This is a genomic window from Mesonia aquimarina (genome assembly GCF_003667275.1).
Classification (GTDB): Bacteria; Bacteroidota; Bacteroidia; order Flavobacteriales; family Flavobacteriaceae; genus Mesonia; species Mesonia aquimarina.
In genome coordinates this window covers 158690-176684 of record NZ_RCNV01000008.1, presented here as the reverse complement: position 1 = coordinate 176684, position 17995 = coordinate 158690, and the positions used below count along the sequence as shown (strand labels likewise).

10 protein-coding genes are annotated in these 17995 nt (G+C 34.5%); 2 read left to right on the top strand and 8 right to left on the bottom strand.

The window, feature by feature from the left end:
* Positions 1-76: 76 nt before the first annotated feature.
* Positions 77-5650: a T9SS type B sorting domain-containing protein gene (locus D9R05_RS11470; protein ID WP_121667372.1), complete on the bottom strand. Its 5574-nt coding sequence runs from the start codon at positions 5648-5650 to the stop codon at positions 77-79.
* Positions 5651-5832: 182 nt separating this feature from the next.
* On the opposite strand from D9R05_RS11470, the gene hflX reads away from it, so the two are divergent.
* The gene (hflX, locus tag D9R05_RS11465) at positions 5833-7059 is read left to right on the top strand and encodes a GTPase HflX (protein ID WP_121667371.1); all 1227 of its coding nucleotides are present in this window, start codon (positions 5833-5835) and stop codon (positions 7057-7059) included.
* 48 nt (positions 7060-7107) lie between these two features.
* On the opposite strand, the gene D9R05_RS11460 is transcribed toward hflX, so the two are convergent.
* Positions 7108-8514 (bottom strand): DUF5689 domain-containing protein, encoded by a 1407-nt coding sequence (locus D9R05_RS11460; RefSeq protein WP_162984964.1) that lies wholly within the window; start codon positions 8512-8514, stop codon positions 7108-7110.
* A gap of 19 nt (positions 8515-8533) precedes the next feature.
* Entirely contained in the window at positions 8534-11380 is a 2847-nt protein-coding gene (locus D9R05_RS11455) for a carboxypeptidase-like regulatory domain-containing protein (RefSeq protein ID WP_121667369.1), read from the bottom strand.
* A gap of 117 nt (positions 11381-11497) precedes the next feature.
* On the opposite strand from D9R05_RS11455, the gene D9R05_RS11450 reads away from it, so the two are divergent.
* The gene (locus D9R05_RS11450; protein WP_121667368.1) at positions 11498-12556 is read left to right on the top strand and encodes an endonuclease/exonuclease/phosphatase family protein; all 1059 of its coding nucleotides are present in this window, start codon (positions 11498-11500) and stop codon (positions 12554-12556) included.
* A 22-nt stretch (positions 12557-12578) separates the two neighbouring features.
* Here the strand turns inward: D9R05_RS11450 and D9R05_RS11445 are convergent, their stop codons facing one another.
* The 5 genes from D9R05_RS11445 to D9R05_RS11425 all read right to left on the bottom strand — a co-directional run bounded on the left by D9R05_RS11445 (position 12579) and on the right by D9R05_RS11425 (position 17977).
* On the bottom strand, positions 12579-13019 hold the full coding sequence (locus D9R05_RS11445; RefSeq protein WP_121667367.1) for a hypothetical protein: 441 nt from the start codon (positions 13017-13019) through the stop codon (positions 12579-12581).
* 84 nt (positions 13020-13103) lie between these two features.
* Complete coding sequence (locus D9R05_RS11440; protein ID WP_121667366.1) at positions 13104-14345, bottom strand: M23 family metallopeptidase; 1242 nt, start codon at positions 14343-14345, stop codon at positions 13104-13106.
* A gap of 101 nt (positions 14346-14446) precedes the next feature.
* Positions 14447-15226, bottom strand: a complete 780-nt coding sequence (locus tag D9R05_RS11435) for a DUF3108 domain-containing protein (protein ID WP_121667365.1) — start codon at positions 15224-15226, stop codon at positions 14447-14449.
* Positions 15227-15535: 309 nt separating this feature from the next.
* Complete coding sequence (hppD, locus tag D9R05_RS11430; RefSeq protein ID WP_121667364.1) at positions 15536-16699, bottom strand: 4-hydroxyphenylpyruvate dioxygenase; 1164 nt, start codon at positions 16697-16699, stop codon at positions 15536-15538.
* 114 nt (positions 16700-16813) lie between these two features.
* On the bottom strand, positions 16814-17977 hold the full coding sequence (locus D9R05_RS11425; RefSeq protein ID WP_121667363.1) for a homogentisate 1,2-dioxygenase: 1164 nt from the start codon (positions 17975-17977) through the stop codon (positions 16814-16816).
* Positions 17978-17995: the final 18 nt, after the last annotated feature.

Genomic DNA, 17995 nt, shown 5'->3' with positions numbered 1-17995 from the left:
GTTTTATTCTAAAATTACCTCCTCTTTTTAACTCGATTATAAGTAAAAAGAGGAGGCTGATTATCTATATTCTAAACTAGTTTACTTCTCGGTTGATATAAACCCAGCCTTTCTTAACATTGCCAAAGACAGGATCTTCTGATGAAAACTCTAGCACGTAATAATACGTACCCGTTTGTAAATCTTCGCCATCTTGATCTTGACCACAGAAACTATTTACATAATTTGATTGATCATACACTAAACGACCATGACGGTTATAAACCTTTAAACTACGAATTCCTGTTCGATCATCCAAAAAGCTTAGATCCATACAATCATTCTGACCTGGACTACTATTCGGAGATAAACCTTCAGTAATCACACAGCCGTTCTCATAAGGAGTAATAGATACATCGGTATCAATTGCTCCAAAAGCAGAACAACCCCCTAACACAATCTCTACCTCATAAGTATCGTTATAATCCCCCTCTGAATCATAAACTACCGTATAACTACTACCTGTCTCTCCCGAAAGTACATTCCCGTTCTCATACCAAACAAAATCTACCTCACTTGCCTCTACATTGCTCAGCTCTGCTGTCAAGACAAGCTCATAACTAGGTACTTCATCTGATAAATCACTACAGTATTGTAAATCCATAGCTGAAGATTGATCTGAAATAAGACTTACTCCTATATCATCACGCTCTATAACAGCTATTGATATTGTTGTTGAACAATCTGGAGAATCTGCATAAGCAGTTACCTCATAACTACCATAACCATAATCGGAAGCATTTACTATAGCGCCTGTCTCTGCTATCGAACTCCCCTCATAAGTCCAACTATAAGTAGTCTCCGCTACCGTAAAGTTAGAAGGTGTCGCATCTAATATAGCGTCTGAAAGACTACACGTAACTATTTCTTCCTCCAATGAAGAAAGTGAAGGAGATTCATTTAATACTACATTAACACTTGAGGTCGCCGTACAACCGTCAATTTCTACAGTTACCATATAATCTCCATCTTCGGTCACCACTAAACTAGAAGAAGTCTCACCAGATATAACACCATTAGAATCCTCCCATACATAACTCGCATTACTTGCATCCTCTCCTGTTACTACACTCTCTATCGTATAACTAGACTCATCACATAAATCCTGGTCTGATCCTAAAGATACTGTGAAATCAGAATTTAAAATATCAAAAGTTTTTGTAAATGCACAAGTAAACTCAGTAGGAAAACCATCTTCATCTAAAATAGTCCCTATTACTTCTACAGTATATGTTCCTTCTTCAGAAAAATCTACAGTAGGCATAGTGGAAATTTCATTGCCATCACTATCCATCCAGCTATATTCAACTGGATCAAACAAACTTGCATTTGAAGGAGTTGCATCTAATGATATTTGACTAACACCACATAAAGACACGAAATCAGAATTTCCATTTTGACCTGGTTCAAGCATCAAATCAACATCAGGATTTTCTGAGTAGACTACAGTAAACACCTCTTCCGAAGGAGTTCCTGCTTGATCAAAAGAAACTAGTGTATATACACCATCTTCAGAAACTTCTAATGTAGACGTTTCCTCTCCTTCAATAATTTCATTTTCTTCTGTGTCCGGGTTATATTCATACCAAACATAAGCTAATGCATTTGGAAATTCAGATGTCAAAATCACATCTTCACCTTCACAAGCATAAACTGTTTCATCAAGTATAGTACAATCTGTAGTTCCTCCTCCTGTTTCTCCGAAATTAGTCTGTCCAAGGCTTATATATCCTGGAGACTGATTAAAGTTTGTAATAAGGACTATATAAACTTCATCTGCTTGAGCTCCTGGAATTACCATATCTTCAATTGCTGCTGCAGAATAACTACAGTCCACAATATTAGCATTTGTTAGGTCTTCACAGTTATCTTCTACAGAATTAAACGGACCGTAAACAATAAAGTCCACATCCAAACCATCACCAATTGTAGCTCCTGTTTCATCAAAAGCGGTATTCTGAACAATTTCAAATTCTAAATCACCAGATTCTTGCACTTGTAAATAAAACCAAGCGGGATTAGGTTCACTCCCTAAACATCCATAGTCTGGTCCTTCTTCGGCAACAGATTCTTCTAAATAAAAATATCCATTAGGAAAGATTAATGGTTCTGGATTACCAGATTCGTCTGTTGGTGCACAAAATGGCTCCAATTCACTACAATCTACATTATCCTTATAATCTGGTGTTGTAATACATAAATTAAAATCCTGATCAGAAATACTCGTATCAAAAACTCTAATTTTATAAGTGCTCCCTATAGTTAAGTTATCGGCAACTATATTAGGACTATTTCCTCCATTATCAAATTCTTCACTACAATACACCTCAGTCAGATTATTACAATCACCTCCTTCATAAACAGAGTGATAAAGATCCGAAGCACTATTTCCAGCTTCATCTAGCAATGCAATCATATGTGTTGTGGAAGTAGCTGTAAACTCAAACCAAACATCTTGAGCAACATTCCCCCCACAAGAAACCGAAACATTAGATCCATTAGCAGCAGCCAAAGTTCCCGGAGTTGTAACTTCACAAAACTGATCCCCATTAACAGAAGCAACAATAGCGTTATCACATAAGTCGTTGTCCGGCGGACAATCAGTTTGTGTTAGAGCTCCACTAGAAACAACACAATTCCCATCATCATCATTACTTACAGTTATAACAACATCTGTACCATTTGGAAATGGCCCAAATTCAACAATACCAGCTTCAACTACTGTTTCTACAGCACTTCCTTGATCGTCTTCAACTGAAAGTGAGCCTGCAGACCCCAAATCAACAACATTTACTTCCACAAAAAATTGATCTACTCCACTATCACAGTCACTAACCACTTCATAACTAACATCTGGATTCTCACAGGTTGCACAAGAAGCCGTAATATCTATAGGTGTATAATCATCTTCAACACAACTATTAATCCCATCTGCAACAACTTGAACTGTAATTTGGTCTCCAGAAGACTGGAAAGGCCCTACACCGGATACATCCCCAGCATTACCATAACCATTATACAATTGCGTACCGTCTGAATCTAAAACAATAAATTCATCCCATCCATTTTCTACTTGACCTGAATTAATCACTAAATTAATAGGAGATCCGTCTGTACTTATATAAGTTAACTCTTCGGTTTGACCGTTTTCGTAGCAAAAAACTGTATTAACAGGACCTACTTCACAATCAACATAATTATTCACACAGGTTTCTTGTGTTAATTCTCCACTGGAAATTTGACAATTTACATCTTGATTATTCTCTATTTCAATTTCAACCAATGTACCATTTGTATAAGGACCAAAAGTAAAAACTGCAGGCTCTGTAGCTGTTTCAACATCACTTCCCTGATTATCTGAGATATCCACATCAGTGGCATCACCAATACTAGTTAAATCCACTTCTACAAAAAACTGGGGTCCATTAATACAATCTTCAACTACCGTATAAGTAGCTTCAGGATTTGAACAGGTAGCACAGGACACATTATAATCAATAGAGTCATAATCATTAGCCTGACAATTAACAGACCCATCGGAACTAACTTGAACCGTAATCTGATCTCCTGTCGACTGGAAAGTTAATCCTGAAATATCTCCTCCGTCATTATACAACTCAGTTCCATCTGAATCTAAGACAACAAACTCATCACAACAAGCCTCTAAGAAACCTCCATTTACATTTAAATTAAGAGACGACCCGTCTGAACTTGTATACACAACCTCAAATGTAGAGTCATCATCATAACAAAAATTTTGTGTAGCAGGCCCTACAGCACAATCCACAGTGATTTCTGAACAATAAGCCTGAGTTAACACATTACTACTAATTACACAATTAGAATCCTGATTATTTTCTATATCTATTTCAACCTCAGTTCCATTTGCATAAGGACCAAAAGTATACACATCTACAGAAGAAGCCGTTTGATCTGCACTTCCCTGATTATCAGAAATATTTAAATCTGTTGCATCACCTAAATCTGTTACATTCACTTCAACTAAAAATTGAGGACCATTATTACAATCACTAACAACTTCGTATTCAGCTGCAGGGTTGGCACATGTTGCACAAGAAACCGTATAATCTATAGGATCATAATCATTTGCCTGACAATTAACAGAGCCATCTGAACTAACTTGAACCGTGATCTGATCTCCTGTTGATTGAAATGTTAAACCAGATATATCCCCCCCATCATTATACAATTCTGTACCATCTGAATCTAAAACAATTAATTCATCACAACAAGCTTCTAAAAAACCATTATTAATATTTAAAGTAAGAGGCGATCCATCAGAGCTTGTATAAATAGCCTCAAATTCAGAGTTGTTTTCATAACAGAAGTTTTCAGATACTGGACCTGCTCCGCAATCAACAACAACACTTGGATCTGCTTCAGTGGTAAAAGTATATTCTGTACAGCCTGTAGCAACCCCATTGGAGTTTTCCGGAGTAATAGTAACAAAGTATTCGGTACCGTAAGCAAGTGTTCCTAAATCATACACTGTAACATCACCAACATTAACATTATCCACCACATCTGTACCACCAGAAGTTGTGCCAACAGTAACATTATAAGAAGTAGGTTCTCCAGAAGCTGCACTCCAAATCAAATCTTGATCTATATCAACATCTTCACTAAGATCAGCAGGCGTTGTCATTTCTGCATCACAGTTAGGAGGTGTATCTGTTGCAGTTGTAAACGTAAATGGCCCTACCCATTCACTCACTCCATCAGTATCTCCACAATCTGCTCTTAAATAAAACTCATATTCTGTGGAGGCATCAAGTCCAGTTAACTGAGTTCCTGCAATACCATCGTCATCAACAACTGTAGTTCCTTCATTATCAGGATCAAAACCGACAGCAGTATCATAAACAATATCCCATTCTGATTCAGACGACTCTGAAGTCCAGCTAACATCAGCAGTGTAAGCGGTAACCTCATCTACACTAACATCTGAAGGCTCTAGACACGAAGGCGGAACTTGAGAATTAATAACTGGCGAATCAAAACAAAATCCGTATTCCCAGTTTCCACCGGCGTTGTTCCCGTCATCATCATAAAATATTCTATACTTGAACCCAGAAAGTTGAGTTGATGTAAATGTCGCAATATTTAAAGGAATAGTTACATAGGCTGTTTTTTCAGGAGTGCAAAAATCATCAGTATTCGCACCACCACTACCTTCTGTTGCCGGTATTTGCCCCGCCCAAGTCTCCCAAGAAGACGTATCAGCATTCCAATACTGGAAAGCCAAAAAATCATCTGGAACCACATCAACCGTATTAGCAATACGGAAAAAATATTCAACAGAAACAAGTATCCACGTTTCTCCTGCTGTTTGCGCAGCTGTTAAATCTATAACTGGAGATTCAGCGGCAATTTCATCTACATTACCATTCCCTGCATCATCATCATCAAATGCAAAATTTGAAACAGCAGTAGGATCTGCCTCGAAGGCGTCAGGATCAGTTTCGTAAGAGCCCGTTATAACCCAATTCGAATTAGGCCAATTGGCATCTTGATTTAAAGTTTGACCATTTGTTTTCAAGTTGCATAAAACTAAAAACAAAAGGAAAAAACTGAATGTAATTTTTTTCATATAGGCAATTATTTTAAAATAAAATTAAACAAAAGTATATCAAATTTCAGTATTTTTAAAACTGAAAATGACATGTCATTAATATATACAGCGATAAAGATATAAATAATTCAGCAAAATACTTTGAAATAACAAGAAAAACAGTCCTAAAATATTAACTTTGCTTTGATTATCTTTACTATATGATTGAAAAAGAAAATATCGTTTATGAACGCTCTGTCTTAATTGGAGTAGTTACACAATATCAAGATGAAGAGAAATCTAAAGAATATTTAGATGAACTGGAATTCTTAACCTATACAGCCGGCGGAGAAGTCATTAAGCGCTTTTCGCAAAAGTTAGACACCCCTAACCCAAAAACATTTATCGGTACAGGGAAGATGGAGCAAGTATTAAATTTCGTAAAAGAAAATAATATTGATACTGCTGTCTTTGACGATGAATTAAGTCCGGCACAGCAAAAAAATATTGAACGAATATTAAAGTGTAAAGTAGTTGACCGTACGTATTTAATTCTAGATATTTTTGCCCAACGTGCTAAAACAAGTTATGCGCGTACTCAAGTTGAATTAGCGCAATATGAGTATTTAATGCCTCGATTAGCGGGTCTTTGGACTCACTTAGAAAGACAACGTGGAGGTATTGGAATGCGCGGACCCGGTGAGACAGAAATTGAAACCGACCGAAGAATTGTTCGAGATAAAATTACATTACTCAAGAAAAAATTAAAAACCATTGATAAGCAGATGGAGGTTCAACGTGGTAACCGCGGACAATTGGTTCGCGTTTCATTGGTAGGTTACACCAATGTTGGAAAATCCACCTTGATGAATGTAATCAGTAAAAGTGAAGTTTTTGCAGAAAACAAACTTTTTGCTACACTTGATACAACTGTAAGAAAAGTGGTAATTAGAAATCTTCCTTTCTTGTTAACCGATACGGTTGGTTTTATCAGAAAACTACCTACACAATTAGTAGAATCATTTAAATCAACCTTAGATGAAGTGAGGGAGTCTGATTTGTTATTACATGTTGTTGATATTTCTCATCCGAATTTTGAAGATCATATTGCTTCGGTGAATCAGATTTTAGATGAAATTGAAGGAGCCGATAAACCTACTTTAATGGTTTTTAATAAAATTGATGCTTATCAGCCTGAAAAAATTGAGGAAGATGATTTGGTAACTGAAAAAACAGCAGCGCACAACACCTTAAAAGAATGGAAAAAAACATGGATGAATCGTGTTGGTGATGATGTCTTGTTTATTTCAGCTATTAACAAAGAAAACATGGAAGAGTTTAGAAAAAAAGTTTACGAAGCGGTTCGTAAAATTCATATTACTCGTTTTCCATATAATAATTTTCTATATCCGGAATACGATAAATATACCGGAGAGGAAAAAGAATAATTCTTACTATGATTTAATAAAAAGCGACTTAATTTTTGAGTCGCTTTTTTAATGGCTAATTTTTATATCATCTAATTCATAAGCACCGTCAAACTCCTCATCTCCACTTCCTATATACTTAAAAGCAATATAAGCACTAGCTTCAACACAAGAGAGGTCTATAATTCCAGAATTAATAATACTTCTAAAATCTGCATCATCATTTACAATAGTTGCTGCTGTTATACTTTTCCAATTAGCTAGTAGAATATTTTCTTCAACACCATCCCAATCAAAAGATATAAGAACCTTTAAGTTACTTTGATCTGCAAAACTATTGGATGTTTTAAAAGATAAGGTTTCATTTTCTTGATTGGAAAAATCAATTTCAGGAGAGATTAGCCAAGCAATACTGCTTTCATCTGAACCGGAAGGATCAACAATTGCTCCTTTACCCATGGAAGGAGCGTTGGTATTATCTATAAAAACTTCCCAACTACTTGTTCCTGTCTCTACAAAGTTGGTCCAGCCATTTCCGGAAACTTCATCATTATCATCAAAACTTTCAAAATCTTCAGAAAAAAGATTAATACTACCTTCTTCTTCGCTTAAACCGCAATTAAAACCAATCGGTTCGCAACGTTCTTTATCAAACGCAATATCTGCAACAGTATTCACACGCAGAACGTAAAAAGTATCTTCAAAATTTCGACTTAAAATCCCTCTTATTTTTCCGCTTCCGTCAGGTAAGTTTAGACTTTTAAAATCTGCAAAAGTGCTTGTGCTCATGGTAAATGTGTTATCTACCAGACAGCTTTCTACCGTGCGTTCGCCATCAAATTCATCAAATGACTCTCCTGCAAAACTTAGTTCATCTGAGATAAGGTTTTCAGGAAATTGCACTTCATTTATTTCAACCAATAGATTTTTATATTCCTCAGCTATTTCATTAATTTCAATTGGTAACGGAATAATATTAGCGGTTATAGAATCTCTAATTATTTTTTCTTCGAATTGTGCCGGCGCTGCTTCCATAAACTCCCCATTGGAGACCCCAAGTGAAATCACGCCGTTTTCTCGTCCAACAGAAAAACCGTGCAAAGCAACGTAAATTTTCTGACCGATTTGATAATGGGTGTATAATGAATTTACAGCGATACTTATTTTTATACCTGCAGTCGGATTTTCAGGTTTATCTTGAACAATTAATTCTTGATAAAAGTTTCCGCTTTCATCTGAAGAAATTACGTAGCCCTCCATAAACTTATCAGAATCTGCATAAGAAAAACGCTCTTCTTCATTTTGCGCAAAATCATTTATGACATCAGCAATCTGTATTATTTTATTTTTTGGCGGAATGTTTTCTTGTTCTCCTAAAGATTCAGGTAAATCAAAATCATCATCGGCTACACAAGAAAAAAGTAAAAAACCGATTAGAAAAACTCCTGTTATTTTTTGAATTTTATAATTTTTCATAAAGATGATTCTATTTTTATTAAAATCTAATATAGACATTCATATAGTAGGTTGTACCGTACCCAAAGAAATAGCGATTACCAAATAAAGCGCCGTTTGTTCTGGACTGATCTTCGTTAAATTTTGTATAATTTCCGTAACGTGACTGCTCAAAACCACCGGTTTTATATTCTTGATTAAATACATTATTAATGGTTGCGAAAAAACCGATAAAGTAATCGTCTACCTTAAATGATTTCCCTCCGATAATATTAACCAGCATATAATCACTAAATTCTTCCTGCCGTAAAAGCTGTTTTGCTTTAGTTGGGTTGTAATTTGCTATAGGCAAACCATCATAATCGAGTATAAAATTTGAAGACCTTCGGAGAGCAGAAGGATCTATATAAGCATTAGCAAAATAATTACTTGTTGCACTCACAAACCAATAATCTGGATCTCTATATTCAAATCCTATTTGTAAGGCACGTTCCGGACCATTAGCGACGTGGTAATTTTTTAAATTAGTTTTACCGTTTCCGAAACTTTTTTGTTTAGAAAAATCATCGCTTGTTAAGTAAAGATTCGGGTTGTTCGTATATACATATTGGGCTATAGAGCCGGATGCTTTTAATTTAACCGTAGAAGTTATTTGTGCTTCTATGCCAAATTCAACACCCAAATTTTGCTGATTAATATTGGTTACTATTTCTTGAACAAACGCATCGCCATTATCTAAACCCAAGCCCGCAAGATCTTGTGTAAAATAAAAGCCTATATCTGTTTTGTCACGAAAATTAGCATAAAACCCGGTTAATCTAGCTTTAATCATTGGAGATCTATACAAGTAACTAACATCTGCAACTTTCATTTTTTCTGATTGAAGATTTTGCACTATTTCATTATTTTGTCGTGCATTGCTAAATGAGTTTTTGATTGTTGGGGCTTTACTAACGTATGCAATATTTGACTGTAGCACATGTCTTCCGGTAATTCTATAGGTAAATCCGCCTTTTATTGCAGGATTATTAAAGCTTAATTGTTCACTTTTTCCGAAGCTATTCTGTTTAAAATATCCGTTTTGAAATAAACCAATACGCTGGTAAGAGGTTTTTGAAAAATTTGCTCCAATAAAAAAATCAATTACATTATAATGAAATTGTGCTTGTGCAAAAGCTGAAATTACAGTAGCATTAATTTCATAATTATATTTATAACGCTCACCTTCTTCAACAACTCTATTGATATTATTAAGATCGCTTTGTGCAATATTACTTAATTCTTCACTAACCCCTTCGCCCTCTTCTGCAAAGAAATCGACATCTAAATATCCATTTCCGCCTAACAAATCATTTAATTCAGCAAAGTTTTCACTTTTTAAATATCTAAAATTCAATCGCCCGTTTAGGGTTAGATAATTATTTAATTGCGATGACATAATTGTGTTTGCCGTAATTTGTGTATCGTCTTGTCGATCTTCTTGAATAACATAAACCGAATTCCCGCCCGTTCTATTGAGGTTAGCATTATATAGTTTTCCCCAGTTTAACTGCCCATTATTTTGAAACTCTTGTTCTGCTAAATAAGCAGATTGATAATTAGTTGCTGTTAGATCTGAAGAACGTAAATGATAGCTCGGAAGATTTTGATAATATTCCGGTGTTGGGTTTCTAGCTCCTCCAACATAGGAAACTTGATCATCGGCACTATAGACTAAACGTGTACCTCCGTTGTCTATTCTTGTATTTCCTATTTTACCCGTTTGCAAAGCCAAATTTGTATTCAAACTTGTTGTATTTGAAATATCCCAAAAATGATTTAGCATCAAAACCGGTTCTGCTACTTCTTTAATTCTTGAATTTCTGATTTCTCCATTTTGATAACCCCATAAGGGATTGTACTCAATTGATTTTAAATCTCTCACTTCTTGCGTAATTGCCGTTGATTTCCCTCTCCGATTAGGGGTATAAAAAGCCGTAAAATTTAAACTATGCTTTTCTGATAATTTTTTTTCTACCGATAAAAAAATAGAGTTCGCATCATACAACGTTCCTTCTTTAAAACCTTCATTTCCAAAACGTCTAGACACTAAAAAACTAAACGCCCAACCGCCTTTACCTATACCGGTATGATAAGAACCCATTACTCGACCACGATAAGAACGATTAGCAGATGCATAGGAAACCCGTCCTCCCTTTTGGTATTGTGTTGCCCGCATAATAATATTATTAGTACCGGCAATTCCTCCAAAATTGTAATCATTTGCTTCAATACCCATGGAAAATACTTGATTTCGTTGAACATCATTTAAACCTCCCCAACTACTCCATTGTGGTCTTCCGCTATATTGCTTATTCATTTCTATTCCATTGATAAGAATAGTACCATTAGCATTATCATAACCTCTTGGGTTAAAAAAAGTGGCACTAAAATCATATGCGGCTGCTTTTAAAAAAACATCCTTAGAAGCCTGTAAAAGTCCGGTAAAATTAGATGCTGTTCCTTCTTCGCTCGTCAGTTCATTATCAGAAAGACTAATAACACCTATTTGAAGATTTTCTTCATTAATAGCAACTTTTAGCTCTATAGCGCTTAAATCTAAGACTTCATCCTTTTTTATGATCACAGGAAATCGTTTAGTAATATATCCTTCTTTTTCAAAACGGATAATTTGATTACCTAAAGCTATAGCCGGCTCATTAAACCGGAATTCACCCTTAGAATTGGTGTTGCTTTTCACCGAAGAATCTTCAATAGTAATTGTTACGTCAGGAAGCAATTCACTAGTAATCGCGTCTTTAACTGTACCTTTAATATAAGCTTTTTGAGCTAACAAATGGGAGGCAGAAAATATCAAAAATACAGAAAGTATAAGTGTGTTTTTCATACTATACTATCTGCTAATGTTTCAATAAATCTAACATTATTTTATATAAACAACAAAAATATTCATCTATTATTTATTTTATTTATAAATTCATCAATATTTTAAAATATTTTATATATGAGAATTGTAAAGCATTTATGTGTTTTAATTGGTTTACTGTTAAGCCTAAATACATTTGCTCAAGCAGAAAAAAACTATAAAATAACTTGTATTGCTTTTTATAATGTAGAGAACTTATTTGATGTAAAAAACGATCCTAAAAAATACGATGAAGCCAGTCCGATAATGGAAATGTCCATGGAGCTTAGAAAAAAAGCTTACCAAAATAAATTAGAAAACATTTCTAAAGTAATTGCTGAAATAGGTAAAGATGTTACTAAATATTCACCAGCAATTATCGGGCTTTGTGAAATTGAAAACAGAACGGTTGTAGAGGATCTACTAAATCAACCTAGCCTAGCAAAAAAGCCGTATAAAATTGTTCATTTTGAATCACCAGATGAACGTGGAATTGATGTAGCGCTTCTTTATAATAAAAACATTTTTAAGCTAATAAACAGCAAATCGCAAGAGCTAGTTTTATTTGATGAAGATGATAAAAAAAATCGCGATTACACAAGAGATCAATTAGTGGTTAGCGGCTTATTGGATGGTGAAAAAATGCATTTTATTATAAATCATTGGCCTTCTAGAAGCGGTGGAGAAGCTGCTAGTCGTTATAAACGAGAAAAAGCAGCACAACTAAATAAAAAGATAATTGACTCACTTCAATCTAAGAATCCTTATGCAAAAATTATAAGTATGGGCGATTTAAACGACGGCCCTTACAACGAAAGCTTAAAAACTATATTAAATGCAAAAGCTAATAAAAAGGATGTTTCATTAAAAGGAATATACAACCCGATGGAAAATTTACAGAAACAAGGTTTTGGCACAATTGCGTATCGAGATAGTTGGGATTTATTTGATCAAATACTGTTAACCGAGCCTTTTTTAAGTGAAGATTATTCTTCATATCAAATTTACAAAGCAGGAATTTTTAATCCAAATTATTTAACGACGCCTTCAGGCAAATATAAAGGCTACCCGTACCGCAGCTTTTCTAACGGTAGTTTTTCAGGCGGCTATAGCGATCACTTTCCGGTTTATGTATATTTGGTAAAGGAAAAAGAATAATTTTAAATCTTCTTACAAAAAATTAAATCCAAACAGACCAAGGGATCATCGCTAAGATTGCAACAAAAGCCAAGGTGTAAAAAACAGCTAAGGTTTTAAATTTTGGTGCAGAAGCCAATTTCTTTTTATGCTTAGAATAGCCAATGGTAATTAAAGCTATGGCAATTATCATTAGCAAAGGATGCTCTACATTATACAAACGCAATAAATCATTTTTCATAATTAAGCTAACATCTAAATCACTATCAAACCAACGGATTTTATCCGAAATAAAAAATAATACTAAGCCTAACAAAAGTTGAATATGTGTGACGATTAAGGCAAACAGTGAAATTCTAAAATCTTTTGGGGCATAAGAACGTTTAGCAATACTCCCAATAATCGCGTTGAGTGTCGCTAAAAAAACTACCAATATAACTAAGTAAGCCCAGAAGGAATGAAGGTGATAAAAAGCCGTGTACATAAATCTATATTTTAAAGTCTAAAGGTACATTTTTTAACTAAAAAAACCGCTAAAGATTTCGAGCGGTTTCATAGAAATTATTACTTATATTTTTTTGAATTTGAGTTCGTCTAATTCTTTCTTTAGCGGCTCAATCGTTTTAAAGTATTCCGGCTTCAAGGTTTCTTTTAAGGGCTCTGAACTTGGCAAATTCTGTTTGTAGGGGTCAACTTGTTTTCCATAAACCCAAAAACGATAACAAACATGCGGTCCGGTTGCCAAACCTGTACTTCCAACAAAACCTATAATATCGCCTTGTTTAACACGTTGCCCAACTTTCACATTCCGTTTGGTCATATGTAAATATTGCGTTGTATATTTTTCATTATGACGCACTTTTACATAGTTCCCGTTTCCTCTTGTGTAACTCGAACGAATAACAACTCCATCGGCAGTACTCCAAATTGGTGTTCCTCTTGGCGCCGCATAATCTGTACCTTTATGAGCCTTCCATCGTTTTTGAACCGGATGAAATCTTCGTTTGGTATAGCGAGATGAAATTCTAGAAAATTTTAATGGTGCTTTTAAAAAGAAACTTTGTAGCGATTGCGCCTCATCATCATAAAATTTAGGAAAACCACTTACGCTATCTTTTCCAAACTGAAATGCATAATACGGACTGTCATAATGTTTTAAAACAGCTGCTTCTATATTAGCGATTCCGGCGTAAATGGTATCATCTATATATTTTTCATTATAAATTATTTTGAATTGATCTCCTTTTTGAATTTTAAAAAAATCAATTTTCCATTGGTAGAGATCAGCTATTTTATCGGCTAAAAGAATGCTTAATCCTTCATTATCCATTGCTGCAGAAAGTGAAGAAGTAATAACTCCGCTTGCTGTTTTACGCTTTATGGTCACCGGTTTTTTAGCTTTCTTAACTACAATACTATCTTGGAGATCTATAATGGTATAGTTTATTTTATCATGTTGATAAATAAAAGCTTGCACTGTTTCTGAAGTGTCTTTAGATTTTAAGATTGTGTAAGCTTTTCCGGCGACAATTTTTGCTGGGTTAAACGTGTCTTTAATTCTCTCTGCTATCTGGAAAACTTTACCGCGAGAAACACCATTAGAATCCATAATGGCCCCAAAACTATCACCCAACCGAATAGTATCTCTACTTACTTTGTATTCATTTAAGGGATATCCGAATTCTTTTATAACCGGTTTTGCTTTTTTTGTTTCAACTTTACTTATTTGCTTTTCTTTTTTATCGTCTTCACATGAAGATAAAATCAGTAGGCTGCAAAATGTTAAAAAAAAGAGGGTTATTTTTTTCAATGCTGTTATATTTAAAGTGTTAGGGCTTATGAAGCTTCAAAAATATTTAAAGCTACACTTCTATACAACTTAATTTTATACTATTTATTTTATTAGCATTTTTAATCCATAATAATTTTAAAAGGATGCTTTAATCCTTTAAACGCATCAAGATCTGCTTCTAAAGAACCAACGGCTAAATCGGCTTCAACTTTTAAAGGAATTTTATTGGCATCATCACTCACCCAAAAGGTTAAGCTTTCTTCTTCTTCAAAAACTCTTCCGGCTTGAACGTAGGGTCTAAATTTTAAGGATGCTACTTTTCCGAATTTTGTTTTCAAAATTTCTCGTCCTAAAAAAACGGTTTTAAATTGATAGTTTTCTTCATCAAAAAAAAGATCAACTAAAATTTCGTCTCCCTTTTCTATTGAATTTTCATCAATTTTATTCCTTAGATAATAAAATACAGAAAGCATATCGTGCACATTTTTTCTTACAGTAAAATTCTTTACTGTATTGTGCTTTTTATCGTGGACTTTAGCTAGATTTTTACTCTGATTAAAATCTATAACTTTATTTTTGGTATGTCCACCTTCATTAATATCTCTTACAAACCGAAGTGGCAAGGATGAATCTTTAGCAATGTAAGTTTGATAATTATCATCTACTTCAAAAAATAAATGCAATAAGCCTGTAGATTTTCCTTTACCAACCACATGATGAACTGCTTGATTATTAAACACATCATCTTTAACCTCTAAGGTTGCAAAACTAGCATTAAACCAACCGTAATGAATTCTGAATTTAAACCATTCTCCAGTTTTAAAAGCTTCTTTTTCTTGTGAGAAAACTTGAGAAAAAGACAGTAAAAAAATTAAGATAAACAGGCATTTATTTTTCATAAACTATTGACTTGCAAAGCGAAGTGCTTTTGGTTGGTTGAGTAATTACAATTACTATTCCAAATGTATAAAAACACGAAACCCTGTCAAATTAATTGACAGGGTTTTATGCTTATTAACCAACTAAAACTTAAATTTATGAAAAAATACTTTCTCAAAAAATGCTTTTTCGGTAACCACCCCGAAAATGCGGTGCAAAAATACTTTCATTTTAAAATATCCGCAAGCAAAAAGTTATATTTAACATTTTAATGAGGATTTTTCAATACATGTTTAGTTTTAGTGATTATTTTATAATCTTTTTAAGGCTTAAGACAGGGTTCCTCGCAATCCTTGTTCACGCTCAATAGCTTCAAAAAGTGCTTTAAAGTTTCCTGCGCCAAATCCTCTAGCTCCCATACGCTGAATTACTTCAAAAAATAAGGTTGGGCGATCTTCTACTGGCTTTGTAAATATTTGCAATAAGTATCCTTCTTCATCGGCATCAATCATAATACCTAACTTCATCAGCTTTTCCATATCTTCCCGTAATTCGTGATCGTGCTCAGCCAATCTTTCTGGTACTTCTTTATAATACTGCTCAGGAGGAGTAGATAAAAATTCTACCCCACGACTACGTAAATCAGCTACAGTTTTAATAATATCGTCAGTTGCTACCGCGATATGCTGCACTCCAGATCCTTCATAAAAATCTAAATACTCTTCAATTTGAGATTTTTTCATTCCTTCTGCAGGCTCATTGATAGGAAATTTAATTCTTCCATTTCCATTACTCATTACCTTACTCATTAAGGCAGAATATTCTGTGTGAATTTGTTTATCATCAAAAGATAAGAAATTAACAAATCCCATAACATCTTCGTACCATTTCACCCAGGTATTCATTTGGTTCCATCCTACATTTCCTACCATATGGTCAATAAATTTTAAACCTGTAGGCGCCGGATTGTAATCAGATTCCCATTCAACAAATCCCGGTAAAAAAGCACCGTTATAATTTTTTCGCTCTACAAACATGTGAACGGTTTCACCATAGGTATAGATTCCTGCACGTACAACTTCTCCGTGCTCATCTTTTTCTACTTTTGGTTCCATAAAAGATTTTGCTCCGCGAGAAGTAGTTTCTTCCCAAGCTTGTTTGGCATCTTCTACCCATAAAGCAATTACTTTTACACCGTCACCATGTTTTACAATATGGTTGTTTATTGGGTTTTTAGAACTCAAAGGTGTGGTTAAAACCAACCGTATTTTATCTTGTTGTAATACATAAGAAACAGTGTCTTTACTTCCAGTTTCTAATCCTTTATATGCTTTTGATTGAAACCCAAATGCAGTTTTATAAAAATGAGCTGCTTGTTTAGCGTTTCCTACGTAAAACTCTACATAGTCTGTCCCTAGCAGAGGAAGAAAGTCTTCTGCTCCTTCAAAAATTTTCTCTAATCCGTAATCTACTGATTTTATATCTTTAGCCATAATTTTATTTTTTTGGTTATTTATTCATGTGATTTTATTAAACGATAGTTGTTTAAAGTTACCACATGGCTCGCATTTGTGCTGAAATAGCTAAGGTTCTCAAAATAATATAGTTTAATCGTGATCAAGCCAAGAAGTATGATAGCTGTCATCTGCTATTTTCATTCCTTCTTCTGTAACTTGTAAAGGTTTAAATGTATCTACCATTACGGCCAATTCTTCGGTTTGGGTTTGCCCGATACTGCGTTCTACAGCTCCCGGATGCGGCCCGTGTGGAATACCCGCGGGATGTAATGAAATATGACCTTCTTCAATATCATTTCTACTCATAAAATCACCATCTACATAATATAACACCTCATCACTATCAATGTTACTATGGTTATAAGGCGCCGGAATACTTTCTGGATGATAATCATATAATCTCGGACAGAATGAACAAACTACAAACGCATCGGTTTCAAAAGTTTGATGTACCGGTGGCGGTTGGTGAATTCTTCCGGTAATAGGTTCAAAATCGTGAATTGAAAAAGCATACGGAAAATTATAGCCATCGTAACCTACAACATCGAATGGATGCGTGGCATAGACCATATCAAAAATTTCATCTTGTTTTTTTACCTTCATTAGAAACTCTCCTTTTTCATCATTAGTTTCTAATTCATGCGGCCTTCTTAAATCGCGCTCACAAAATGGCGAATGTTCTAACAACTGACCAAAATGATTTCTATAGCGTTTTGGCGTGTAAATCGGTCGGCGTGATTCTACAATAAAAAGTCGGTTATTTTCATCGTCAAAATCTAATTTGTAAATCGTTCCGCGGGGAATCAATAAATAATCCCCGTATTTAAAATCTATATTTCCTAAATGCGTACGTAATTTCCCGCTTCCTTTATGAATAAAAAGCAATTCGTCTGCATCGGCATTTTTATAAAAATAATCTTCTGTACTTTCTTGTGGCGCTGCCAATGTAATAGTGCAATCGCTATTGGTAAGTACTGGCGTTCTGCTCTCCAAATAATCTGGCGCCGGTATTGTTTTAAAACCTTTAAAACGATAACTTTTTATGTTATTTTCAACAGCCACTTTGGGTGCTACGTTGTAACTTCCTTTTATTTCTTTAACCTGTGTTGGTCTGTGTTCGTGATATAAATTAGATGACATCCCATCAAAACCTATGGTTCCAAAAAGTTGTTCGTAATACAAACTTCCATCCGGTTTTTTAAAAACGGTGTGTCTTTTATGCGGTATTTTTCCGAGTTTATGATAGAAAGGCATAAGTTCTGTAATTTTCTA

What these genes read in the sequence shown, in the direction of transcription:
- D9R05_RS11470 (WP_121667372.1), bottom strand. Translation starts at nt 5,650, where the DNA reads ATGAAAAAAATTACATTCAGTTTTTTCCTTTTGTTTTTAGTTTTATGC.
- hflX (WP_121667371.1), top strand. Translation starts at nt 5,833, where the DNA reads ATGATTGAAAAAGAAAATATCGTTTATGAACGCTCTGTCTTAATTGGA.
- D9R05_RS11460 (WP_162984964.1), bottom strand. Translation starts at nt 8,514, where the DNA reads ATGAAAAATTATAAAATTCAAAAAATAACAGGAGTTTTTCTAATCGGT.
- D9R05_RS11455 (WP_121667369.1), bottom strand. Translation starts at nt 11,380, where the DNA reads ATGAAAAACACACTTATACTTTCTGTATTTTTGATATTTTCTGCCTCC.
- D9R05_RS11450 (WP_121667368.1), top strand. Translation starts at nt 11,498, where the DNA reads ATGAGAATTGTAAAGCATTTATGTGTTTTAATTGGTTTACTGTTAAGC.
- D9R05_RS11445 (WP_121667367.1), bottom strand. Translation starts at nt 13,019, where the DNA reads ATGTACACGGCTTTTTATCACCTTCATTCCTTCTGGGCTTACTTAGTT.
- D9R05_RS11435 (WP_121667365.1), bottom strand. Translation starts at nt 15,226, where the DNA reads ATGAAAAATAAATGCCTGTTTATCTTAATTTTTTTACTGTCTTTTTCT.
- hppD (WP_121667364.1), bottom strand. Translation starts at nt 16,699, where the DNA reads ATGGCTAAAGATATAAAATCAGTAGATTACGGATTAGAGAAAATTTTT.
- D9R05_RS11425 (WP_121667363.1), bottom strand. Translation starts at nt 17,977, where the DNA reads ATGCCTTTCTATCATAAACTCGGAAAAATACCGCATAAAAGACACACC.